This is a genomic window from Aquicoccus porphyridii (assembly GCF_008369105.1).
GTDB classification, from domain to species: Bacteria; Pseudomonadota; Alphaproteobacteria; order Rhodobacterales; family Rhodobacteraceae; genus Aquicoccus; species Aquicoccus porphyridii.
This window is the reverse complement of sequence record NZ_VINQ01000017.1, coordinates 25921-50190: the sequence shown is the minus strand read 5'-3', so window position 1 is coordinate 50190 and position 24270 is coordinate 25921. Positions and strand designations below refer to the sequence as shown.

20 protein-coding genes are annotated in these 24270 nt (G+C 62.9%); 14 read left to right on the top strand and 6 right to left on the bottom strand.

What is annotated here, in order from left to right:
• Window positions 1-8: 8 nt before the first annotated feature.
• Complete coding sequence (clpB, locus tag FLO80_RS17555) at window positions 9-2627, bottom strand: ATP-dependent chaperone ClpB (RefSeq protein ID WP_111364753.1); 2619 nt, start codon at window positions 2625-2627, stop codon at window positions 9-11.
• A gap of 260 nt (window positions 2628-2887) precedes the next feature.
• Entirely contained in the window at window positions 2888-3925 is a 1038-nt protein-coding gene (locus FLO80_RS17550) for an AI-2E family transporter (RefSeq protein ID WP_246156717.1), read from the bottom strand.
• A 357-nt stretch (window positions 3926-4282) separates the two neighbouring features.
• On the opposite strand from FLO80_RS17550, the gene pyrF reads away from it, so the two are divergent.
• From pyrF to FLO80_RS17510, 8 genes are all read left to right on the top strand, one after another.
• Entirely contained in the window at window positions 4283-4996 is a 714-nt protein-coding gene (pyrF, locus tag FLO80_RS17545; protein WP_111364750.1) for an orotidine-5'-phosphate decarboxylase, read from the top strand.
• 329 nt (window positions 4997-5325) lie between these two features.
• Entirely contained in the window at window positions 5326-6066 is a 741-nt protein-coding gene (locus tag FLO80_RS17540; RefSeq protein WP_146611025.1) for a DUF998 domain-containing protein, read from the top strand.
• A 62-nt stretch (window positions 6067-6128) separates the two neighbouring features.
• Window positions 6129-7562 carry an FAD-linked oxidase C-terminal domain-containing protein gene (locus tag FLO80_RS17535; RefSeq protein WP_111364745.1) on the top strand — a complete coding sequence of 478 codons (1434 nt, stop codon included), beginning with the start codon at window positions 6129-6131 and terminating at the stop codon, window positions 7560-7562.
• A 58-nt stretch (window positions 7563-7620) separates the two neighbouring features.
• The gene (locus FLO80_RS17530; RefSeq protein ID WP_111364743.1) at window positions 7621-8754 is read left to right on the top strand and encodes an FAD-binding protein; all 1134 of its coding nucleotides are present in this window, start codon (window positions 7621-7623) and stop codon (window positions 8752-8754) included.
• A gap of 5 nt (window positions 8755-8759) precedes the next feature.
• Complete coding sequence (locus tag FLO80_RS17525; protein WP_146611024.1) at window positions 8760-9104, top strand: hypothetical protein; 345 nt, start codon at window positions 8760-8762, stop codon at window positions 9102-9104.
• A gap of 6 nt (window positions 9105-9110) precedes the next feature.
• Entirely contained in the window at window positions 9111-10451 is a 1341-nt protein-coding gene (gene glcF, locus FLO80_RS17520; RefSeq protein ID WP_111364738.1) for a glycolate oxidase subunit GlcF, read from the top strand.
• 16 nt (window positions 10452-10467) lie between these two features.
• Window positions 10468-11286, top strand: coding sequence for a trypsin-like serine peptidase (locus FLO80_RS17515; protein ID WP_111364736.1), 819 nt, complete (start codon window positions 10468-10470; stop codon window positions 11284-11286).
• A gap of 269 nt (window positions 11287-11555) precedes the next feature.
• Window positions 11556-12026, top strand: a complete 471-nt coding sequence (locus FLO80_RS17510; RefSeq protein WP_111364733.1) for an Hsp20 family protein — start codon at window positions 11556-11558, stop codon at window positions 12024-12026.
• 71 nt (window positions 12027-12097) lie between these two features.
• On the opposite strand, the gene FLO80_RS17505 is transcribed toward FLO80_RS17510, so the two are convergent.
• The gene (locus FLO80_RS17505) at window positions 12098-13330 is read right to left on the bottom strand and encodes an META domain-containing protein (RefSeq protein WP_111364730.1); all 1233 of its coding nucleotides are present in this window, start codon (window positions 13328-13330) and stop codon (window positions 12098-12100) included.
• Window positions 13331-13445: 115 nt separating this feature from the next.
• A complete protein-coding gene (locus FLO80_RS17500; RefSeq protein ID WP_111364994.1) occupies window positions 13446-14921 on the bottom strand; it encodes an NAD-dependent succinate-semialdehyde dehydrogenase in 1476 nt (491 codons plus the stop codon).
• 110 nt (window positions 14922-15031) lie between these two features.
• Between FLO80_RS17500 and FLO80_RS17495 the strand changes: the two genes are divergently transcribed.
• Window positions 15032-15823, top strand: a complete 792-nt coding sequence (locus tag FLO80_RS17495) for a hormone-sensitive lipase (RefSeq protein ID WP_111364728.1) — start codon at window positions 15032-15034, stop codon at window positions 15821-15823.
• A gap of 59 nt (window positions 15824-15882) precedes the next feature.
• On the opposite strand, the gene FLO80_RS17490 is transcribed toward FLO80_RS17495, so the two are convergent.
• Both FLO80_RS17490 and FLO80_RS17485 read right to left on the bottom strand, forming a co-directional pair.
• A complete protein-coding gene (locus tag FLO80_RS17490) occupies window positions 15883-16872 on the bottom strand; it encodes a P1 family peptidase (protein WP_111364726.1) in 990 nt (329 codons plus the stop codon).
• A 251-nt stretch (window positions 16873-17123) separates the two neighbouring features.
• Entirely contained in the window at window positions 17124-17942 is an 819-nt protein-coding gene (locus FLO80_RS17485; protein ID WP_111364724.1) for a cyclase family protein, read from the bottom strand.
• A gap of 218 nt (window positions 17943-18160) precedes the next feature.
• Here FLO80_RS17485 and FLO80_RS17480 point away from each other — a divergent pair, with 218 nt between their 5' ends.
• The 5 genes from FLO80_RS17480 (at window position 18161) to FLO80_RS17460 (ending at window position 24260) form a co-directional block, all read left to right on the top strand.
• A complete protein-coding gene (locus tag FLO80_RS17480) occupies window positions 18161-19237 on the top strand; it encodes a hypothetical protein (protein WP_111364991.1) in 1077 nt (358 codons plus the stop codon).
• A 96-nt stretch (window positions 19238-19333) separates the two neighbouring features.
• A complete protein-coding gene (locus FLO80_RS17475; protein WP_111364988.1) occupies window positions 19334-20491 on the top strand; it encodes a hypothetical protein in 1158 nt (385 codons plus the stop codon).
• Window positions 20492-20559: 68 nt separating this feature from the next.
• Window positions 20560-22497 carry an AAA family ATPase gene (locus tag FLO80_RS17470; protein ID WP_111364722.1) on the top strand — a complete coding sequence of 646 codons (1938 nt, stop codon included), beginning with the start codon at window positions 20560-20562 and terminating at the stop codon, window positions 22495-22497.
• Window positions 22498-22620: 123 nt separating this feature from the next.
• Complete coding sequence (locus FLO80_RS17465) at window positions 22621-24000, top strand: DUF6638 family protein (protein WP_111364720.1); 1380 nt, start codon at window positions 22621-22623, stop codon at window positions 23998-24000.
• Window positions 23988-24260: a hypothetical protein gene (locus FLO80_RS17460; protein ID WP_111364718.1), complete on the top strand. Its 273-nt coding sequence runs from the start codon at window positions 23988-23990 to the stop codon at window positions 24258-24260. Before FLO80_RS17465 ends, FLO80_RS17460 begins: the two co-directional genes overlap by 13 nt.
• The last annotated feature ends 10 nt before the right edge of the window (window positions 24261-24270 follow it).

Below are 24270 nucleotides of genomic sequence, written 5' to 3'. Positions count from 1 at the left end.
CCTGGGGCTCAATGCACCACGGCGTCATCCGGCTTGGGCCGGTTACTGGCCCCGACACGGTCCCCGATGATCAGCCCGTCAGGCCCGGCGCTGACCGGAACCGTCGCACCATCGCGGATATCGCCCGCAAGGATCGCCTCGGCCAGCGGGTCCTGAAGCGCGCGCTGGATCACCCGCTTCAGCGGGCGCGCACCATAGACCGGATCATAGCCTTCGTCGGCCAACCATGTCTTGGCCGCTGCGTCCAGATCGAGCCTGATCTTGCGCCCAACCAGACGTTTCATCAGGCGTTTGATCTGAATCTCGACGATCGCGCCCATGTCGCCCCGGCTCAGCCGGTCGAAAACGATCATGTCGTCAAGCCGGTTGAGAAACTCGGGCCGGAAATGCGCCCGCACCGCGTCCATCACGTCGCGCTGCGCCTGCGCCGCATCCGCGCCTTCGGGCAGTTGGCTCAGCGCCTGTGACCCAAGGTTCGACGTCAGCACGATCAGCGTCTGCTTGAAATCCACCGTGCGGCCATGACCGTCGGTCAGAACCCCGTCGTCCAGCACTTGCAACAGCACGTTGAAGACCTCGGGATGGGCCTTTTCGACTTCGTCGAACAGCACCACCTGATAGGGCCTGCGACGCACCGCCTCGGTCAGAACGCCGCCCTCGTCATAGCCGACATAACCCGGAGGCGCCCCGATCAGGCGGGCGACCGAATGTTTCTCCATGAATTCCGACATGTCGATACGTACCATCGCGCTGTCGTCGTCAAAGAGGAACTCGGCCACCGCCTTGGTCAGCTCGGTCTTACCTACGCCGGTCGGCCCCAGGAACAGGAACGAACCCAGCGGCCGGTTCTCGTCGTTGAGCCCCGCGCGCGCCCGACGCACCGCATTGGCCACGGCCTTGACCGCCGTATTCTGGCCGATCACCCGGGCGTGCAGGTTCTCTTCCATACCCAGCAGTTTCTCGCGCTCGCCTTCGAGCATCTTGCCCGCGGGAATACCCGTCCAGCGCTCGACGACACTCGCGATCTGTTCCGGGCGCACGGCCTCTTCGACCATCACGCCGTCATCCTCGGCCTTTTCGGCCTCTAGAAGCTGCTTTTCGAGCTGCGGAATGACGCCATAGCTGAGCTCACCGGCCTTCGCGAGGTTGCCCTCGCGCTTGGCGATGTCCAGTTCGGCCCGCGCCCGGTCAAGCTGTTCCTTGAGATCGCGCGCGCTGGCCAGCTTGTCACGCTCGGCCTGCCATCTGGCGGTCATCTCGGCAGATTGATCCTGCAAACCCGCCAGCTCTTTTTCGAGCGTTTCAAGCCGGTCTTTCGACGCCTGATCGTCCTCTTTCTTGAGCGCTTCCGCCTCGATCTGCATTTGCAGAATCTGCCGGTCAATCTGGTCAAGCTCTTCGGGCTTGCTGTCTACTTCCATGCGCAGGCGGCTCGACGCCTCATCGACAAGGTCGATCGCCTTGTCCGGCAGGAACCGGTCGGTGATGTAACGGTGCGAAAGCTCCGCCGCCGCGACAAGCGCGCTGTCAGCGATCCGCACGCCATGGTGCAGTTCGTATTTTTCCTTGATACCACGCAGGATCGAGATCGTGTCCTCGACCGTGGGTTCCTCGACGATCAGCGGCTGGAACCGACGGGCAAGCGCCGCGTCCTTCTCGACATACTTGCGGTATTCATCCAGCGTCGTTGCACCGATACAATGCAACTCACCGCGCGCCAGCGCCGGCTTGATCAGGTTGGCCGCATCCATTGCGCCATCCGTCTTGCCCGCACCGACCAGCGTATGCATCTCGTCGATGAACAGGATGATCTCGCCCGCCGCCGCGGTGATCTCGTTCAGCACCGCCTTGAGCCGCTCCTCGAATTCGCCGCGATATTTCGCGCCCGCAATCAGCGCGCCCATGTCGAGCGCCATGAGCTTCTTGTTGCGCAGCGATTCGGGCACGTCACCATTGATGATGCGCAGCGCCATGCCCTCGGCGATGGCGGTCTTACCCACGCCGGGCTCACCGATCAGGACCGGGTTGTTCTTGGTCCGGCGCGACAACACCTGCATCGTGCGGCGAATTTCCTCGTCGCGGCCGATGATCGGGTCGATCTTGCCCTCTCTCGCCGCTTCGGTCAGGTCGCGCGCGTATTTCTTGAGCGCGTCATAGCCCTCTTCGGCGCTGGCGGAATCCGCCGTGCGCCCCTTTCGGATGTCCTCGATCGCCGCGTTCAGGGCCTGCGCATTGACCGCACCGGCCTCGAGCGCCTCGCGCGCCTTCGATTTCACCATGTTGAGCGCCATCAGCATACGCTCGACCGCGACGAAACTGTCGCCAGCCTTTTGCGCCAGTTTCTCGGCCTCGCCGAGAACCTTGGCGAACTGGCCATCCATGTAGATCTGACCGGCATCGCCCGACACCTTGGGTAACTTGTCGACGGCCAGGTCAACCGCCTGGCGTACACGTTCGGGCGCGCCACCCGCACGTTTGATCAGATTGGCCGCCAGCCCCTGATCGTCGTCCATCAATGCCTTGAGAAGGTGCTCGGGAACGAGCCGCTGATGGTCTTCGCGCATCGCGATCGTCTGTGCCGATTGAATGAAACCGCGCGACCGTTCGGTGAACTTGTCCAAGTTCATGCTTTCTCTCCTTTTTCAAGCCTTCCCATTTCGCCCACCCTCGGGAGAGGCATGGGGCTTTCGGGAACCTCAAGGGATAAATGGGATGGGGCGTGCGGGGCTTCAAGGCGCAATGTGCGGATTGTCGCACAGATATACACCTTCCCGTGAATCCCCGAATGAAAGTCATGCTTGGCATCCAAGCTATCCACAGGATATATCAGCAACTCATCGTCGCCACCCCGGCCCTTTCCCGGCACCGCTGGTCACGTAAGCCCGGTTCAGATCCGGCCACTGGCCGAGAGCATGATGGCAAAAGGACGGGTAGCCTTCATCTCGTTGAGCATGATCACCGCACTCGCCGTCAGGGGTACCGCAAGGATCGCACCTGCCAGCCCCCAAAGCGTGCTCCAGAAAGCCAGCGCCAACAGAACCACGAACGGGCTCAGGTTGAACGCCCGGCCCATCATCCGCGGTTCGAGATATCCAGCCACGAAAACCTGCGCCGAGGTCAGGGTCACCAGAACCACGCTGGCCATCCAGATCGTGCCGAACTGCGCCAGGCTCAGCAAGACCGGAAAGATCACCCCGATCAGCGATCCGATATAGGGAATATAGTTGAGAAAGGCGATCAGAACGGCCCAGAACAGGGCGAACTCGATCCCCAGAACCAGCATGATGACAAAGGACATCCCGCCAAGAATGATGTTCACCACCGTCTTGACGAACAGATAGCCGCCGATCCGATCGTTGATCCGATCGAGTATCTCAAGCGCCTTCTGCCCCTGGATCTCGCCACCCATTGCAAGAACAAGCTTCTGCGCCATCACACCGCGTTCGGCCATGAAGAAGGCAGCGTAAAGAACCACCAGAAACAACGTCACCCCGAAGGACCGCAATGACAACAGCGCGGGGGTGATCCATGCGCGCATGTCGAGCTCGTCCAGCGTCACGCGTCGCAGATTGGCCCATGTCGGCTCGTCCTCGACGCCAAGAAGCCCCACGGCCCGCGTTGCCAGGGCATAGAGGTTCTCTTCGTAACGGATAAGCGCCGTCGCCACTTGCGCGAGGTTGTTGATCACCAGGACGAACAGCAACGAAACGCCAAGGGCAAAGGCGATCAGAACGATCGTCCGGCGCACCCAGCCCGGAAACTGCCCCAACATTGGCACACGTTCCATCGCGTTGGCGGCGGCAGACAGGATATAGACCGAAATCAACGCCGCAATCACCGGCAACAGCACGGGCTGTCCAACCCACAAAAGCCAGCCCAGCATGATCGCAAAGGCGGTCGCGTATGTTATGCTCCTGACTTGCAAGATCGTCGCTTCGGGCTTCCCCTTGTTATTTGCCAGCATAACCACATGCGATGCTGCACCCTTGTACATCAAACCTGCTCGAACCCGGTAATGCAATCCCGGTCGACCGGTTCGAGGCCACTTTCGCCTCATGCATGCCGCTACGCGGAAAAACCTGGCAGAGATTGGCGTTACCGGATGAACTATTTTGCATCACTTTTCGACACGTAAAAGCCGCCCAGGCCCATGTGCGATATTGAGCCACACGAAAATTTCCTGATCGAGCAGACCTGAGCGACAACGCCCAACCTAGGCGAGCTGGCTTGCCCCGATGACCCCCACGCCCTATGAAGCCATGAGCCGAACACGGAGTCCCCAATGCCCACCACCGCGACTGAACGCACCGCCGATGACCGCCTGATCGTCGCTCTCGACCTACCCAATGCACTCGAAGGGCTGCAACTGGCCGAAGCATTGGGTGACGTAGTTTCGTTCTACAAGATCGGATTGGGCATGCTCACCACTGGCGGGCTCGCACTCGCGGGCGAACTCAAGCAAGAACATGGCAAGCGTATCTTCCTCGACATGAAGCTTTTCGACATCGGCGCCACGGTCGAAAACGCGGTGCGCGGACTCGCACAATTTAATCTCGATTTTCTCACCGTGCATGGCGATCCGCACGTCGTGCGCGCGGCCTGCGAGGGGGCGGCGGGCAAAGATTTGAAAATCCTGGCCGTCACGATCCTCACCTCACTCGACCGGGCCGATCTTGATGCCGGGTTGATGAAATCCGGCGATATCCGCGATCTGGTAACCGAACGCGCGGCTCGCGCCTTCGAGGCTGGGGCCGACGGCGTGATCGCCTCGCCACAGGAGGCCGCACTCATCCGCGCCCTGCCACAGGCCCGGGATCGGCTTATCGTCACCCCCGGCGTGCGTCCGGCAGGCGCGGCGCTGGGCGATCAGAAACGCGTCGCCACCCCCGGCCAGGCAATCGCCGACGGCGCCGATCACATCGTCGTCGGCCGCCCAATCTGGCAGGCCCGATCGCCCGCCGAAGCCGCCCGCTCAGTGCTGAACGAACTGCCCTGACATGAACTGTGCCGGTCGGATACTGCGTTAAGCGTCATGTGGTAATGGCCGTGTTACGAAAACAACTCGACCCTGGCAAAACCGGAAAATTTCAAACTTCCGGACCATCTTGTTGAACAAGGCGGCATGGCGGACAATCACGATATGTAACCGCAATAGGCACATTGCTGCCTCGCTTGAGCTGATCCCGCAAGCATCAGCTTACGAAACAGTCCCCTGATCCATCCCGCACCCACACCATTTCAACCTGCCCCAGAGTGTTGATACCGGGATTCCCCACTTGCCACGACACCGCCCATTGCCCAACCTGTAGACGAGGAGGATCGCCTATGAAACCGAAAGAGATGTCTCGCCCGCAACTCGAACGCAAGGCAATCCAGCACGAAGAAGCCCTGCACAGGTTGCGCAAGGCCATCGGCCTGATCGGTTTTTGCCTGCCCTTCGCGCTTCTGCTTGGCGTTGTGGCGTTCGACGTACCAATGCAGCATTCGATCTCCAGGTTTTTCTTTACCGGGCTGCGCGACATCTTCGTGATCGCCATGGGTGGGGTCGGCGTCTTTCTCATCGCCTACCATGGGCACGACCCGGAAGCCGACGAGTGGCTGACCGATTGGCGCGTTTCGACCGTGGCAGGCGTCGCGGCTCTTGGCGTGGCCCTCATCCCCACGCTCTGCGACATCACCTGCTATGAGCCGCCCACACTCGCTGACCGGTTGATCGTATCGGAGGCTTGGCAGGGTGCCTTGCATTCCGGCGCGGCAGGGATTTTCCTATCGTCGCTCGCGGTGATGTGCATCTGCTTGTTCACCCGTACCGACGCGGTCGATCCACCACCTGACAAGCTACGCCGCAACCGGCTCTTTCGCGCCTGTGGCGCCGTGATCCTCACCATGGTCGCCGCACTTTTTCTATTTAAATTGGTTTTGCGGGACCTGGGGCTGTCATGGGACACGGCATGGCACTTCACCTTCTGGGCGGAATCCGTGGCCGTCTGGGCCTTTGGCACCGCATGGCTGGTCAAGGGCGAGGCATTGCGCAACGCCCCCACCCGCTTTTTCTATGGGAACTGAATTGCGAGCTTGCCTTTCGGGACAATTGGTTATATTTTTTTACCAATTGCTCGGAGATTGCCATGGACATGCCCGCACCCGATATCGACGTCATCGGCAAAAAGTCGCAACTCATCAGCCGCTTGCTGGAAACCTTGCCAAATGACGCGGTTATCCACGAAGAGGTCGAAACACGGGCCTATGAATGCGATGCGCTGACCGCGTATCGCTGTGCGCCGCTGGCGGTGGTATTGCCGTCGTCGACCCAAGAGGTGTCGGATATACTTCGGATCTGTCACGAGATGGGGGTTCCGGTCGTGCCGCGCGGGGCGGGCACGTCGCTGGCAGGTGGGGCGCTGCCCACGGCCGACAGCGTGATTCTGGGTGTGGCCCGGATGACCGAGGTTCTCGAGACCGATTATGACGACCGGTTCATCCGGGTCCAGACGGGCCGCACCAACCTGAGTGTGACCGGGGCGGTCGAGGAAGAGGATTTCTTTTACGCGCCCGATCCGTCATCGCAGCTCGCCTGTGCCATCGCGGGCAATATCGCGATGAATTCCGGCGGGGCACATTGCCTCAAATACGGCGTCACCACCAACAACCTTTTGGGCGTGACCATGGTGATGATGAATGGCGAGGTGATTGAGATCGGCGGCGCGCATCTGGATGCGGGCGGGTATGATCTCCTGGGACTGATTTGTGGCTCGGAAGGACAGTTAGGTGTGGTGACCGAGGCAACGCTGCGCATATTGCGCAAGCCCGAGGGCGCGCGACCCGTCCTAATGGGTTACGACAGCTCCGAAGTGGCGGGCGAGGTCGTGTCAGACATCATCAGGGCCGGTGTCCTGCCAGTGGCAATCGAGTTCATGGACCGGCCCTGCATCCGCGCCACCGAAGCCTTTGCCCATGCCGGCTACCCCGATTGCGAGGCGCTCCTGATCGTCGAGGTCGAGGGTAGCGACGCCGAGATCGACGAGCAGTTGGGCGTGATCCTCGCGATTGCCCGCAGACACAACCCGGTGGAACTGCGTGAGAGCCGCTCGCCCGAAGAGAGCGCGCGGATATGGCTCGGCCGCAAGTCGGCCTTTGGCGCGATGGGGCAGATCAACGATTACATGTGTCTCGACGGCACGATCCCGGTGAGCCAGTTGCCCCATGTGCTGCGCCGCATCGGGGAAATGTCCAAGGACTATGGACTGGACGTGGGCAATGTCTTTCACGCGGGCGACGGAAACATGCATCCGCTGATCCTGTTCGACGCCAACAAGCCCGGTGACCTGGAGCTGTGCGAGGCATTCGGTGCCGATATCCTGAGGCTTTGCGTCGAGGTGGGCGGCTGCCTGACCGGTGAGCACGGCGTCGGGATCGAAAAGCGCGACCTGATGTTCGATCAGTTCGCGCCCGATGATCTTGATATCCAGATGGCGGTGAAGGACGTGTTCGACCCGAAATGGCTGCTCAATCCGGCGAAGGTGTTTCCGCTGACAGCATCCGCCGGACGGCGGGCCGCGTGATCGCACCCCGGGGGACAGCCCCCCGGACCCCCCGAGGTATTTGAGGGTCAGATGAAGAATGGAACCGGTTTCCGAAAGTGAACTGAGCGAAATGATCGCGGGTGCGGATGGCCCGCTGCGAGTCGTCGGTGGCGGCACGCGGCCCGTGGGGCGGCCCGTGGAAGGTGCGACGCTTGCCTTGACGCGGCTGAGCGGGGTTGTCGATTACGAGCCCGGCGCGCTGACGCTCGTGGTGAAGGCGGGCACGCCGGTTGCAGAGGTCGAACGGGTTCTGGCCGCCGAGGGGCAGCGCCTACCCTTCGAGCCGATGGATCATCGCGGGCTCCTGGGCACCAAGGGCGCGCCCACAATCGGTGGCGTGGTGGCGGCGAATGTAAGCGGGCCAAGACGGATTCAGGCCGGGGCCTGTCGGGACCACCTTTTGGGGGTGCGGTTCGTCGATGGAACCGGGCGTATTCTCAAGAATGGCGGGCGGGTGATGAAGAACGTCACCGGCTATGACCTGGTCAAGCTGATGGCCGGGAGCCGCGGCACGCTGGGTGTTCTGAGCGAGGTCAGTTTCAAGGTTCTGCCCGAGCCGCCGGCGGCGGCGGTCCTGCATCTTGGCGGTTTGGACGAGACCCGCGCGGGCGAAGCGATGTGCGCGGCGATCCGATCGCCTTTCGAGGTGACGGGGGCGGCGCATCTGTCCGAGGAGACAAGCAGTGGCACATCGAAGACATTGATCCGGATCGAAGGGTTTGACGCCAGCGTGTCCTACCGGGCCGGGCGGCTGGCCGACCTGTTGGCCGATTTCGGCGAGGTGACGATCGAGCGGGACAAGGCCGAAATCGCGAGGGATTGGCGCGCGCTGCGGGACGTCGCGGCATTTCATGGTCGCGCAGGCGATGTATGGCGTTATTCGGTGCGACCGACACAAGGGGCGACGCTGGGCGCCTTGCTGCGGGCCATGGGTGCGCGGGCGCTACAATATGATTGGGGTGGCGGCCTTGTCTGGGCGCTGGTACCGGAGGGGGCGGACATGCGCCCCGACCGGTTGGATGGCCACGCGACGCTGATCCGGGCAGACGAGGAGACCCGGACGCGATTGCCGGTGTTTCAACCCGAGGTGCCACCAATCCAAAAGATTTCGCAAGCTTTGCGGGATAGGTTCGATCCGAGGGGCATTCTGAACCCCGGGTTGATGGGATGATGACCATGGCGCTGATTATGACCTATCTGGTTTCTTTCGCGGCTGGGCCGCTGATTTTTCTGGGCCTCGTGCGGGCACGCCCGTCGCGTGGGCGGGTGCTGATCGGAGCCGTCTCGGTCGTCGGCCTGATGGTGATGGCCTGGGTTCTGCGCGGTATGGCACAAGGGCCCGTGTTGGCACTGGCGTGGCTTGCTTGCCTATGGCTGGGCTGGGTGGTGATGATCGCCACCGCGGTGCAGGCGGCGCGGCTGCGCATGCAGTTGCCAAATATCAGGAAATGGAGCGCCGCAGCGGGCGCGGTGGCGACGGGAGCACCGTGGTTCGGTCTGTCACTGGCAATGGGGACGTGAAGGCGAATGCAAACGAATTTCACCGAAGAGCAGTTGCGCGATCCGGGCATTCAGCGCGCGAACGAGATCCTGCGGGCCTGTGTGCATTGCGGGTTCTGCACCGCGACCTGCCCGACTTACCAGGTTCTGGGTGATGAGTTGGACAGCCCGCGCGGGCGCATCTACCAGATCAAGGACATGCTTGAGAACGAACGCGTTCCAGATGCGAAGACGGTCAAGCATATCGACCGCTGCCTTTCCTGCCTGGCCTGCATGACCACCTGTCCCAGCGGCGTGCATTACATGCATCTGGTCGACCATGCGCGTGAATACATCGAGGCGAATTACAAACGGCCCTTGGGCGACCGCCTCTTGCGCTGGGTTCTGGCCCGCATCCTGCCCTATCCGGGGCGATTCCGGATTGCCCTGCTGGGAGCGAAGATCGGGCGGCCGTTCCGGCGGCTGATCCCCGATGCGCGATTGCGCGCAATGCTTGACATGGCGCCAAAGGACATCCCACCGGTGAGCCGCAATGACGACCCGCAGACCTTTGCGCCCGAGGGCGCGCGACGGATGCGGGTGGCGCTGATGACGGGCTGTGCGCAAAAGGCGCTCAACACCGATATCAACGATGCCACGATCCGCCTGTTGCGGCGGCTGGGTTGTGAAGTCGTGGTCGCCAAGGGTGCGGGGTGCTGCGGCGCGCTCACCCACCATATGGGCAAGAGCGGTGAAAGCCATGCCACGGCGGCAAGGAATATCCGTGCTTGGGTCGCCGAGATGGATGGCGAGGGTCTTGATGCGGTGGTAATCAATACGAGCGGGTGCGGCACCACGGTCAAGGATTATGGTCATATGTTTCGCAACGAAGCACTGGCACAGGAAGCCACGCGAGTGGCCGAAATCGCGATGGATGTGAGCGAGATTCTGGTCCGGCTGGATGTGCCGGAGAGGGAAGAAAAGGCATTGCGCGTCGCCTATCATGCGGCCTGTTCGCTGCAACATGGCCAGCAGATCAAAACGCACCCCAAGGACCTGTTGAAACGTGTTGGATTCGAGGTGGTGGAACCCGCCGACAGCCATTTGTGTTGCGGCTCGGCAGGCACATACAACCTGCTTCAGCCCGAGATATCCGGGCAGCTCAAAGCGCGTAAACTGCGCACGTTGGAAGCCAAGGCACCGGATGTCATCGCCGCCGGGAATATCGGCTGCATGATGCAGATCGGGTCAGGCACGGATGTGCCAGTGGTTCACACGGTCGAATTGCTCGATTGGGCGACAGGCGGCCCAAGACCACGGGCATTGGCCGACGATATGCCCAAATTTCGCCCCATATCCCGGCTAGTCGCAGGACAAGCCCCAACCTGATCCAACCGGAGTGCACATGTTTCGAATCCTGTCGCTTTCACTGGTTCTGAGCTTTCTTGCCACCATTGGGCAGGCACAGGATACGCGCCTTAAACGGCTGGACACGGGCGATGACAGCCGCGGCTGGGAAGCCGTGGGGCGGCTCGATATCGACGGCAGGGGATTTTGCACCGGGGCGCTGATCGCGCCCGACCTGGTGCTGACGGCGGCGCATTGCCTCTTTGACAAGCAGAGTGGCATGCGAGTGGACCATGCCAAGATCGAGTTTCTAGCCGGATGGCGCAATGGACGGGCCTCGGCCTATCGCTGGGTCCGTCGCGCGGTGATCCATCCCGATTACAGCTATGACGATGCGCTTGCCACTGCGCGAGTGCGCAACGATGTGGCGCTTCTTGAGCTGCACCATCCGATCCGGAACACGACGGTGATCCCGTTCGAGACCGATGCACGCCCGGTCAAGGGAGGTCGGATCGGCGTGGTCTCCTATGCCAAGGACCGCTCCGAGGCCCCGTCAATACAGGAAATGTGCCGGGTTCTGGCGCGGCAACAGGGGGTTCTGGTGATGTCCTGTGACATTGATTTCGGATCGAGCGGCGCCCCGGTATTCAGCTTTGACGGTGAAACGGCGCGGATCGTATCGGTGGTGTCGGCCAAGGCAGAGGTGGACGGCGCGCCCGTGTCGCTCGGCACCGCGCTTGCGGAACCACTGGCGCGTCTCAGGGCCGAGTTGGCCGCCGGGCGCGGGACGTTTGGCGAGGGCGAATCACCGCGGGTGCGGCGGATCATCGTGGGCGGCGCGCGAGGCGAAACCGGCGCGAAATTCGTCAAGCCATGAAGGCCAGGGCAGCGCTATGGCGCGGACGCGATGCGGTTTCAGCCCCGCTGGCGACTTGATCCGGTGATTGTTGAGCACTGCGTAGCGCGTGCGGTGGCTCAGTCCAGCCATCGCCGTCGCGCGGGTTGAGCCCCCACTCTTGACACGGGGAATCCGCATCACCATCTGAGCGGGGTCAGGGCGCCGTTCAGGGTCCGGACGTTCCAATGGTCTGTCCCGCAACGGGAAGATCGCAACATGACATGTTATCGCTCAAAGGAGGATGACCCATGCGCAACTTTGATCTTGCACCGCTTTACCGTGCAACCGTCGGCTTTGACCAGATCGCCGACATGCTGGACCGGGTGATGTCAAACGACATGACCGCCAACACCTATCCCCCCTACAACATTGAGAAGACCGCCGACGATGCCTATCGCATCTCGATCGCCGTGGCCGGTTTCGCCGAAAACGATCTGTCGGTCGAGGTCAGGGACGGCGCGCTGATCGTCTCGGCACGCAAGGCCGAAGAGGACGAGGACCGCGTCTATCTGCATCGCGGGATCGCCACCCGCGCTTTCGAGCGCCGCTTTCAACTGGCCGATCACGTCAAGGTGATGGGTGCGACCCATACCGACGGGATGCTGCATATCGACCTCGTTCGCGAGATCCCCGAGGCGTTGAAACCGCGCCGGATCGCCATCGCCAAAGGCGATGACGTGGTCGAGAAGGACGTGGTTGACGCGGAAACCGTAAACTGATCGGCACGTCTCGATCTGAATAACAGCAGCCCGGCCGGCCCACTGGCCGGGCTTTTCCTATCCTGCTTCGATCAGGACCGCCGCGCGATCAAGATCGGCGCATCCTCGGCGCCGCCGATAAGTAGCAGCGCGCCGCTGGCATCTATATCAAAGCGCCGCACCGCCCCCAGCGCATCGAGAACCCGACGCTCTTGTGTCATTTTCTCCTCGGCGCAGGCCATCATCGTCGCCACCATCCGGCCAAACCGCAGGCCCTCACCGGTCAACTCGAACCTGCCCGAGAAGCCGTTGCAGCCCGCGCGCCCCGAAACCCGCCCGTCGGCATCGAAGGCAATGGTAGTCTCGACATTATCGATCACCCCCTGTCCCCCGACATCCGCGATACGCCACGCGGCACCGGTCAAAAGATCGGTCGGATCGCCGCCACAGCCTTTCAGACTGCGATCGCCAAGCAAGAGCGTGGCGCTGTGCGGATATGGCATGCCGGTTGCACCGTCATGGCAAAGCGTTTCTTGCAGGGTCAGTCGCGCGTCGACCTGCGGCATGTCGAATGCATAGGTTCCGGGCGAGACCTGCGCATCCGGGCGTGGCTCTGTATGGGTCCGCGCGCCATAATCAGCGGTGAGTTCGACGATATCGGCCCCAATCAGCGCATGCCAGCCAGGTTCGTTTCCTTGAGCGCGGTAAACTGGCGGTTCTGCGGGCGCAACCTTGACGCAGCGGCCCATGTCCTGACCTTCGACCGTCAGCATCGCCTCGTCGCCCTTGGACCAGAATTCGGTGCCCGGATCGTCCACCGAGACATATCGCGCACCCGAGGCCGAAACCTCTTCCTGCATCTCGAAATCACGCCCGTCCACGCGAAGCATCGCGCGGTCATTCAGGATGCCAAAGGCCACGGGCAGGCCATGGCAATCATACTCGGCCGCAAAGGTCAGCGGGGTTATCGGCGCAAGCTGCAATTCGCCCAGATCGACCGGGGTTTCCCCGGCCGAGAAAGGAACGTCGCGAATGATCCAGCGTGGCGTACCGCCAATGCGGATGAACGCATCGACCTGCCCGGAAAGTCCGCCCGGCACGGTCAGGGAAAAGGGTAATGGCACCTGTTTCCCTTCGGTAGTGAACTGCGTTTCCCCCAGCACCGTGTCAAAGGCACCTCGCGCGGTGACCGAAATCTCTGCATCGGGCGGCAGTGCAATCCGCGCCAGGTAGCTCAGCGACCCGGTGATGTCGCGCGCGCCCTCCTGGGCGGCAAGCGGCAGGGCGAAAAACGCAGCGAGAAGGAACGATAACGTCCGGGCCATGGTGTGCCTCCGAAACAGGACTGGATGCCGTCAATCTAGGCCGTCTCAGGCCTGGACGCGAGAGGCGAAGCCGCGCCTGCGCACGGCTTCGCCTATTGCCTGTTCGAAACCGGGATCAGACCGACATGCAGATGTACTTCATTTCAAGAAACTCGTCGATGCCGTGGCTGGAGCCTTCGCGCCCGAGGCCCGATTGCTTGACCCCGCCGAAGGGTGCCACCTCGGTCGAAATGATGCCGGTATTGACGCCGATGATCCCGTATTCCAGCGCCTCGGCAACCTTGTAGACGCGGGAAAGATCCTTGGCATAGAAATAGGACGCGAGCCCAAAGATCGTGTCATTGGCCATCGCGATGACCTCGTCCTCGTCCTCGAATTTGAAAAGCGGGGCCATAGGGCCGAAGGTTTCATCGGTGGCGACCTGCATGTCCTGCGTGGCCCCGGTGATGATCGTCGGCTGGAAGAACGTGCCGCCAAGGTTGTGCTGACTTCCACCAAAGGTGATCTTGCCGCCCTTGGAGAGCGCGTCGTCGATATGTTCACGCACCTTATCGACCGCGCCCGCGTTGATCAGCGGGCCGAAGTTGGTGTCTTCTTCAAGCCCGTCGCCCACCTTCATCGTGGACAGCCTATCGGCCAGCTTCTCGGCGAAGGCATCGTAAACCCCGGCCTGGACATAGATGCGGTTGGCACAGACGCAGGTTTGACCGTTGTTGCGGAACTTGCACATGATCGCGCCTTCCACGGCCGCATCGAGGTCAGCATCGTCAAAAACGATGAACGGAGCGTTACCGCCCAGTTCCATCGAGCATTTCATCACCTGATCCGCGGCCTGACGCAGCAGGATGCGGCCCACCTCGGTCGAGCCGGTGAACGTGAGCTTGCGCACCGCCGGGTTGTCGCAGAATTCCTTGCCGATCTCGGAGGCCGATGACGAAGTGACGACCGAGAAAACGCCGTCGGGGATGCCGGCGCGCTTGGCCAACTCGCCCAGAACCAGTGCCGAAAGCGGCGTTTCCTTGGCGGGACGGGCGACCATCGAGCAACCCGCGGCCAGCGCCGGTCCGGCCTTGCGCGTGATCATCGCGTTGGGGAAGTTCCAGGGCGTGATCGAGGCAGCCACCCCGATCGGCTGTCGAATAACGGTGATGCGCTTGTCGCGCTGGTGACCCGGAATCGTCTCGCCATAGACGCGCTTGGCCTCTTCGGCGAAGAACTCAATGAACGAGGCACCATAGGCGATCTCGCCGCGGGCCTCGGCCAAGGGCTTGCCCATCTCGGCGGTCAGAATGGTCCCGAGATCGTCCTGATGTTCCATCATCAGGTCGAACCAGCGGCGCAGCACGGCGGCGCGTTCCTTGCCGGTCCATTTCGCCCAATCTTTCTGGGCCGCTTCCGCCTTGGCGATGGCATCGGCCACCTGCGCGCGCGAAAGATCGGCCACGTCGGCGATGACATCGCCGCGGGCGGGGTTGGTCACGGCAAAGGTGCCGTTGTCGCCATCAACGAATTCCCCGGCGACATAGGCGCGGGTGACAAGCAGCGTAGGATCGTTGAGCAGCGAGGCGAGATTGGTGACAGTATCGAGCATGAGTGTATCCTCCCCCTTCATGGGTCAGTTTTTAGAATGCGGAAAGTGTCTCGCCAAGGCAAAGCATTTGGGCCTAGGATTGTCTAGGGCCAGATCGGGAGGAATGACAGGTGGAACTGGACGATGCTTATGCCAATGCCGCGCATATTCCGGGGGCCGAGCGGTTTCCCGGCAAATGGGCCGAGGCGGCAGAGATGTGGCGGACGCAACAGGCGCATGAGGATCGCGTGCGGCTTGATCTTGCCTATGGAGCCCGCCCGCGCGAACGGTTCGACCTGTTCCTGCCCGGCGACACCCCGAAGGGGCTCATCGTGTTTGTGCATGGGGGATATTGGCTCAAGTTCGACAAGTCCTCGTGGTCGCACCTGGCCGCCGGGGCGGTGACGCGGGGATGGGCGGCGGCAATGCCGTCCTATGATCTTTGCCCGACCGTGCGGATCAGCCAGATCACGCGGCAGATCGCCCGCGCGGTGGGCGTGATGGCCGATATGGTGGCGGGACCGATGGTTCTGACCGGGCATTCAGCGGGCGGGCACCTGGTGGCACGGATGCTGGATCGCGGAATGTTGGCAAACGAGGTGGCAACGCGATTGCACCGGGTCGTTCCGATCTCTCCGGTGGCGGATCTACGCCCGCTTCTGCGCACCTCGATGAATGCGGAACTACGGCTCGACGCGGCAGAAGCCGCAGCCGAAAGCCCGGTTCTGATGGAAGACCGGCTTGACGTGCCGGTCACGGCCTGGGTCGGGGGCGATGAGCGGCCTGTTTTCCTTGATCAGGCCCGTTGGCTTTCGCACGCGTGGAATTGCGATTGCGTGGTGGCCGAGGGGCGGCATCATTTCGACGTGATCGAGCCACTGGAACTGGCCGACAGCGATCTGGTCGAACTGCTTGTGGGATAGGGCGGAGCGAGGGGTTCCACCCCTCGCGCTCCCCGGAGTATTTCGGGCAAGATGAAGGATCAAAGAGAAGACCAGCAGGGGAACATGTCGCCCTCTGCCGGGGTTGCGTGAAACACTGCGCGGGCGATGGCACGCGCCATGGCAATCGCAGCGGCGTGACCGAGATAAAGCGTGTCGGCCAAGGGGTTTTCCAGCGATCGTGCACCGGTAGCGGCCGCAAAGATCAGGTCACCATCCATCGGCGTATGCGACGGGAAAAGCGCGCGGGCAAAGCCGTCATGGGCGGCGGTGGCGACGCGGGTGCATTGCGCCTGCGTGAGTTGGGCATCGGTGGCAACGATCCCGATCGTGGTGTTGGCATGCGCCGCCAGCTTGGTCGGCGGGACATGCGGTTCGGGAAAGATGGCCGAGGGGCCGAGACCGCCGAACTCGTCGTCGATCTCGAACGGTGCGGCCCAGAAATGCGGGGTGTCGCCCACGGTCGCCGCGCCAAGGCTGTTCACGGCCACGAGCGCGCCCACCGTGTGGCCCGAAGGCAGCATGACCGAGGCCGAGCCGAGGCCGCCCTTGAGATTGGCCGTGGTCGCGCCGGCGCCGGCGCCGACACTGCCGAGATCAAATTTTTCCGACGTTCCGTCAAGGGCTTGCCCGCCAAGCACCTTGTAGGGGTTCTCGCCCCACGCCTTGTCACCGCCATTGATCAGGTCAAAGAGAATCGCGCCGGGCACGATTGGCACCCGCTGATCGCCCACGGCGAAACCGCGCCCCTGCGCACGCAACCCGTCGGCCACGCCCGAGGCCGCATCGAGCCCGAAGGCCGACCCGCCCGAAAGCACCAGCGCATCGACCTGTTCCACCGTCTTGTCAGGCGCGAGCAGATCGGTTTCGCGGGAGCCGGGGGCGCCGCCCATGACGTGGACGCCGCAGGTGAAGGGTTTGTTGGCGAGTAGGACGGTGCAGCCGGTCTTGATCCGCGTATCGGATGCATGGCCGACCAACAGGCCCTCGACGTCGGTGATCAAGTTTCTTGCACCGGGGCGGGCGGTCATGGGCTGTTCCTTTCCTTTGATTTCACAGGACTTTTTGACATCCTGCCAGATCGCGCGGGATCGGCAAGGGGAAATCCTGCACCGGTGCGCGCATCATGGCGAGGGCTGCGGGCGCCGCGCTAAGGAATTGGCCCGACGGCGCGAAAACGGGGGGTGACTTGCGCGCACCCCCCGGCTGCCATCCGGCTGCCGGGGGAGGCCGCCTTTGTCGTTAACCTTTCACGCAACGCGCGGCGAGACCAAGCCCGTGTTCAGGCCAGCGCGATGAGCCGGGCCGGGCCGCCGGTGCCGCCGCGATGCTTGGGCGCGCCAATGACCAGCGTCGCGCCCGCAGCGGGCAGCATGTCGAGATTGGCGACACATTCGATCCCGAACCGGCCCGTGGGCAGCCACGCGTAATGGGTGGCGAAATCGGGCGACGGCCCGTGATCGAGCGAAAGCGTATCGACCGCGATCGACATCGCGCCGGTTTCCTCGATCAGCATGGTCGCGGCCTCGACATGGAAGCCCGGGAAATGCATCGCCTCACCGTCGAAATTGCGGAACCCGTCGCCGTTCACCTTGGGCCCCCAGCCCGAATGCATCGCGACGCAGGCATTGGCCGGGATCTCGCCATGGGTGGCGATCCACGCGCTGATGTCATCGGGTGTCACCTGCGCGTCGGGATCATCCTCGGCGCGGGCGGCGATGTCGATGATGCAGAGCGGCGCGACCAGTTGCTCGATCGGGATCTCGTCAACCGAGGCCCCGTCGGCCGAGAAATGCAGCGGCGCATCGACATGGGTGCCGGTGTGTTCGTTGACGGTGAGTTGCTTCAGGTTGAAGCTATGTTCGGCGTAGTTGAACAACTGCTCTTCGGAATATTGCGGATCGCCGAAGAAGGTCGGAAAGTTGCGGTGCAACGTGTGGGTCATGTCGGTTGGCCCCGCCGCATGGCCCGCAGCCAGCGCGGGCGTGGCCGCTGTGCCGCCGATGGCGGCGGCGGCACCGGCCATGGCCGCCCCCCTGAACAGATCGCGCCGCGAGAGCATTTTCTTTTTCACGGCGTTCATGACGCAGATATCACACATGGTTTTCACTCCATTTGTCCCTGTTGAGGGGGTCAGCCTAGCACGGGAAGTGAGTCGCGCCAGAAAGCTTTGGCCGGGGCGAGGTCCGCGTTACCTTTCCCCTTCCCTTTGACCCTTGCTTTTGCGACAATTTGGGCAATTTCTGAAAGCGGGCGGATGTAAATTGCATTAACATGCACTATATGCTCACCAGGCGATTGACCGGAAGGGAGTAAATGATGGCGAATTTCGAGGAACAGGTTCTGGAATCGCAAAAGCAGGTGGCCGAAGCGCAGGCGAAAATGTCGGAACTCACTGGCCGGATCGACAGCGCCCGGCAGAAGATGAAGACCGGCGAGGATATCGCCATCGACATCGAGAATGCGACGCTGGACGAGGTGCATGCCCATACCGAGATGATGAACGCCAATATCGCGGAACTCATCATGGGGCTCGACGATGTGACGGCGGCATTTTCCAAGGATTTCGACGAGATGCGCTCGAAAACCGCGTGGGAGAGCTTTGTCGGCATCTTTTCGCGGGGCAAGTCGGAATCGATGCGCCAGGAGCGGATGCGCACGGCGAGCATCGACGACAAGTTGCAGGACCTGATCGCGAAATCCGACGTCATCACCCAGTTGTTGCAAGGTCAGCTTGACGAGTTGAACAGGCAGAAGGAACAGGTCGAGGCCAACCTCTCGGAAACGCTGGACGAGCGCGAGGTGACGGTGGGCGCGCTTGAATCCCTGCGCACCGAGATCAAGGCGATGGACCCCAAGATCATCGAGTTGGAAAACAAGATCGCGGTGGAACAAGACGCGGCGGCGCGCACGCGGCTGGAAACGGAACTGGCGCAGCTCAACGCGAAATACAACGAGATGGTGCAGGACGAGCAGGTGAAGCTCGCCAAGAGCCAGACGCTGGAACGCTATATCGAGAAGGGCAAGACCTGGATCGACAGCTTGCAGAACCAGGCGGCGACGCAGATGGTCCTGATCAACAAGTTGCAGACGGATACGAAACAGCGCGTGGTGCTTTACGATGCGCTGAGCAAATCGCTCAAGACCGCGCAGCAGCAGGACGTGGCGCACCGGATCAACGAGATCGGGGTCGAGACCGACAAGGAGGCGCAAACGTCGATGGCGGCGATCGGGGCGGCCACCAACCAGCGGATGGCCGACATGATGGAGGCGCATGAGGGCCACATGGTGTTCGCGCGCGAGGTTCTGGAGGCCAAGGCCAAGGCCGACGAGCGGTTCGCCCGGCGGTTCCAGAAGATCGTCGAGAAACACGACAAGAACCTTTACGGGGCGTGATGCGCGCGCTCGAGGTCAGAGCGGTGCCCGGTGTGCAACGCCGGATAGCACCTGCCTGCCCTCGGAACATCAAGACGACAGGGCAGGATGCCTTTCATGCCGGAAACTGACATCACCGACCGCCGCGACGCGATCACCGGGGACCGCGATCACGTGGGCCTGAAGGATACCTTTGCCAGCCGCCGCTATTTCGCCAAGTTCCGCACCATCACCACCCACCTCACGCGGGTGGCCGCACAGATGCGCGCCGAGGGCGATCTGAGCGATACCGAGGTGAAGATCCTGACCCGCTATGTCGCGGCGCTGGGCTATACCTTCCGGGCGCTGAGCATGAAGTACCTGATGGCGGGCCGGGACACGGGGCGGTTTTTCGGCGTGCTTGAGATGGACCGGGTCGAAAGCGGGTTCCCGGTGTTCAACGAGTTGCTGGTGATGGCCAATGACGCGGCGCAGGCGGCAAAGCATCTCGAAAACATGGCCGACACCGAGACGCTCAAGGACGAGATGCTGCGCAAGATCCTGGGCGAGCGCGAGATTCCCACCAAGCTGCAATTCGCGCTGTCGCAGCGGCTTTATTACGAGGAATTGCTGCGCGGCGACCTGTTTTGGGCGCGCAACGATCCACAGGCGATCTGGCTTGGCGATGCGGGCGAGCGGCGGCGGCGTTACCTGCTGCATTGGGCGGTCTATGACAGCATGGTCAACCTGCCCACGATCTATCTCATGGAGGTCGAGGATTCGGGGCGCACGGCCCTGCCCAAGGACGAGCGGCGCTGGCCCGAGGCGCAGGCGCACCTGATGGGACAGTCGGTGGGGGGGCTGAAGCTTCTGACCATCGCGCGGGGGTTCGACGAGGATTTCGACGACCTGCACCCCAAGCTGCTGCGCCGGTTCCACCTGGGGCCGATGTATAGCCACGCCTATACGCAACAGAGCGGGCCGCTGCGCGAGGTGCTGCGCGATGCGCACGCGCCGGAGGGGCAGGACTGGGCGCTGGCCTGGACGGTCGAGGAGCTCGAAAGCGAGCGGGTGAGCGAGGCGCGCGCGGGCTGGTTCTCGACGGTGGAGCGGGAGGTGTTCGCGCTCGACCCGTTTTCGGGGCGCGGGGTGGATACGGGGGCGACGCGCACCGAGCGCGCGATCATCCTGCCGCAACGGCCCTACCAGGTGTTGGAGGAGCGCCAGCCGCCGGGGTTCTCGGGGGTGCGCAAGTTCGTGGTCGGCGCCGGGGGGCGGGTGCTGAGTTATCGGTAGGACGGGTTTTCGGGCGAAGGTTCGGGGTGAGTATTTTTGGCAAGATGAAGCATGGGTTTGAATAAGAGATGAGCCGGACAAGCGATCAGATGGAGCTGCGGGAAGAGGATATCCGCAAGCATTACCCGGCGGCGGCGGCGCTGCTTCTGGGGTTCGATCACACGCCGCGGATCGGCAAGGGCAAGGACGCGCCCGAGGTCGAGCGCTCGGCGGGGATCGGCACGCGGCGGCGGTTTCGCACCACCACGCCGGGGTTGGTGACGCGCTCGACGGCGCGGCCCGAGGGGGTGCAGTTGATCGCGCGGATCGAGGCGGCGGATGGCGATGACCCGCTGGTGAGCCCGGCGCAGGCGAGCGTGATGAACGGGCTGCGGCGGGCGCTTGCGATCGCGCTGGCGCTGGCCGAGACCTATGGCGCGCAGGTCGGGCTGGCCGAGTTGAAGCGGGCGAACCTTGAAGGGGCGTTGCCGCCGGATCGCAAGACCGAGTTTGCCGAGCTTCTGAGCGCCGAGGCGCTGATCACGCTGCATGTCTTTGCCAACGCCACCGCGTTTCTGCTCTCCCCGCATCTGGGCGAGGTCAGTGTCGAGGTGGGCGAGGTCGAGGAGGTGTTGACCGACAATGGCCAACTGGCGCTGCATGGCGCGTTGTGGGAGCTGGACCAGGACATTTCCGCCTTCGCGGGCGACGATGCGCGGCTGGTGGCGACGGTTTGTGCCTTTGCCGAGCAGGTGATGGAAAAAGTCGCCCTGCGCGCCCAGAACGCGGCGCGGCTGGAGCCGTTCACCGGCGCGGCGTGGAAGGTCGAGGCCGACGATTTCCAGATCCGCGGCTTCACACCGGCGCGGGCGGCCAAGGGCTCGGTCCTGACCATGACCTTCAAGAAGCCGCATGAGGTGGTGGGCAACCATATCGCCAAGTACCAGGCGCTGCGGCTTTCGAAGATGCTGATGGCCTATGATTTCGAGCGTCACCTGAACCCCTTTGCCGAACTGGGCGGGTTCATCTTTACCTTCATGGGCGACGGCGCGCCGGGGACGGGCAAGACCACGCTCATCCAGATGATGGCGGGGCTGCTCAAGGGATATTGCGACAACGCGGGATACCCGTTCCGCTATCAGAATTTCGGCATCGACAATATCGACAGCTACCAGGGCAAGTCGGGGCAGAATGCCAAGGCGTTCGTGCAGGGCGTGCTCGACCCGAACGTGATCGGGTTCGGCACGATCGACGATATCGACCAGATCGCGGGCAAGCGCGGCGACCGGCAATCAAGCGCGGGCCAGCAGGAGGTGACGGCCGTGTTCATGGAGGCCTTTGCCGGGGCCAATACGGTGGTGCGGGGCAATTGCACCTTCGGCATGTTCTCGAACTTTCCCGAGAACGTGGACGATGCGCTACGCCAGCGGGCGGGGGCGCGGTTCCTTGTCGACGGGCCGCAGACGCGCGAGGATTACATCGACATCCTGCACCTGCTGATGGGGCGCAAGCATGACATTCCGCTGGGCGATCATGAGCTTTATGCCGCGCAGGAGATCCGGCGCGCGGTGGCACGGTCGTTTGAATCGCATAACCGGCCGCATGAAGAGGGGCTGATCGGGGTCTATGAGCGGGTCGAGGCCGAGATCGGGCGGCTCGACACGATTGCCAAGCTCGGCACCTATCTCAAGGCCATCCAGGAAGCGGACCCGCGTTTCACCGGCCGCGCGATCAAGAACATCACCGATGCCGTGAAGGTGCGGGCGATGGATTTCGAACTGCCCGACGAATGGATGGAAGAGCCGGACCTGTTCCTCTTCAAGGATTACGAGACCAAGGCGGGCATGATCGAGGAGTTGCGCCAGCCGATCACGGTCGAGATGGTGGTGCAGGAGATCAACCGCTACGCGGATTCGGAATTCCGCTATGCCGACAAGTCCGACGAGGTGGCGATTGCCAACATGGTGCGCGACATGCAGCGGACCGAGGCGGCGAAGAGAAGGTATCTGGAGGGGAAGAATGGGTAGGCCCCTGTTGACCCAATGGCGCGTAGGGCAGCGCCCGGCCCGGCGGGGTGGGCGTGAAGCGCCCGCCCCGTGGGGGGCGGGACGGGCGCTGCCCGGCGGTGCCGCCGGGCGGGAAGTCTGTAAATGAAACGCCTGATCGAAAAGGGATTGATGTTCGGCGGGCTGATCGAGGTGGCGAGCCCGGCGCTCGTCGAGCGGTATAACCGGGCGCTGGAGCATCTGACCGGCAAGCGCACGGCGCTTGACGATTTCCACATCGACATTTCGGGCTACAGCCCCGAGGTGGGCGATGAATTGGGCGATCATCTCTACCTCAACCATGCGGGGGTGAACCGGCAGTTCATCCTGCTGACCACCGAGCAGAAGCGCGCGCCCTTGCTCAACGCGAAATTCTCGACCTCGCGCGGCATCCTGCGGCAGTTCATCGAGACCAACGAGGCGCAGCTTTTCGCGCTGACCGCGCGCGATGCGGTGGCGGGCGAGCTGGTCAATTCGGTCTTTGCGATGGAGAGCCCGGCGCGGCTTTTCGATATTCAACGGGTGGTGGTTGAGGCCGACACGACCAAGGGCACGGTGCGGCAGGCCGAGAAGCTGGCCGAGTTGGTGAACCGGTTCAAACGCGAGGAAGATGCGTGGTTCGACGACGTGCTGATCGCCGAGATGATCGGGCTGGCGCAGGAGACCGGCGACGTGACGCGCAACCCGGTGCGGCTCGAACAGATGGAGTTTCAGCAGGAGAATTTCTGGACCGCCCATTTCGGCGGGGTCTACCTGTTTCGGGGGGTGAAGCATCAGGCGCTGATCTCGATGGGCGAGCGGATCGACCCGGGGACGATCCCGATCGAGGTGTCGCTTGCCGCGCAGGACCGATCACAGATCGCGCGGTTCCTGCAAGCCAACGACCTGGTGGAGCCGATCGTGAAGGCGCGCGGCGTCGATGCGGCGGCGATCCTGCGTCAGAAGATGGATTTCATCGTGGTCGACGCGGCGCAAGAGGCCGGGGTGGACCTGCGTGGGGCGACGCGGGCCGATATCCGCGCGCTGGCGCGCAAGAATACACGGCGGCTGCCGCAGGAATATCACACGCTGAACGCGCTGGTGAACTGGGCCGAGAACCGGGGCCGGTGGCCCGAGATCGACAGCGACAACCCGGCCTATTTCTATACCCTGCGGGCGAGCGATCATGCCGACCGCGATCTCGTCAACCAGTTGCTGGCCGATCTGGCGCCCAAGGACGTGCGGCAGCTTTTCATCTGCCACAAGGAGCTGTTCTATCGGCTCTACGCGGGGTGGAGCGAGACCAAGAAAAGCTATGTCGCCGATTTCCTGGAACGCGAATACCTGGTGGACAAGGCGGGCGCACGGCATGCACTTTTCGGGCATGACGCGCCGCTTGACGATGATCGCGCGGTGCCGCAGGAGGATTTGATCGCGCGGGTCGGCCCGTGGGGTGCGGTGGGCGCGGCGAAACCCGCGAAGAGGAGCGGACCATGGGGGGGTTGATCCGGCTGGTGATCTTCGGCTTTCTCGCGCTCAGCGTGATCTATGTCGTGGTGTCGATCTATTCACGCTCGGTGCGGCGCGAGAAGCTTGAGCAAAGCTGGGATGCCGATCATCCTGATGGCGGTGACGAAAGCGCGCGCAATGCCTATATCGAGGACGGCATGCGTGCCTATGAAACCGGGCTCAGGCGCAAGCTGATCCTGCTGGTTTACATCGTGCCGACGGTTGCGGCCGCCGTGCTGATTTACATGATCAATTGAGCAAAGGAGA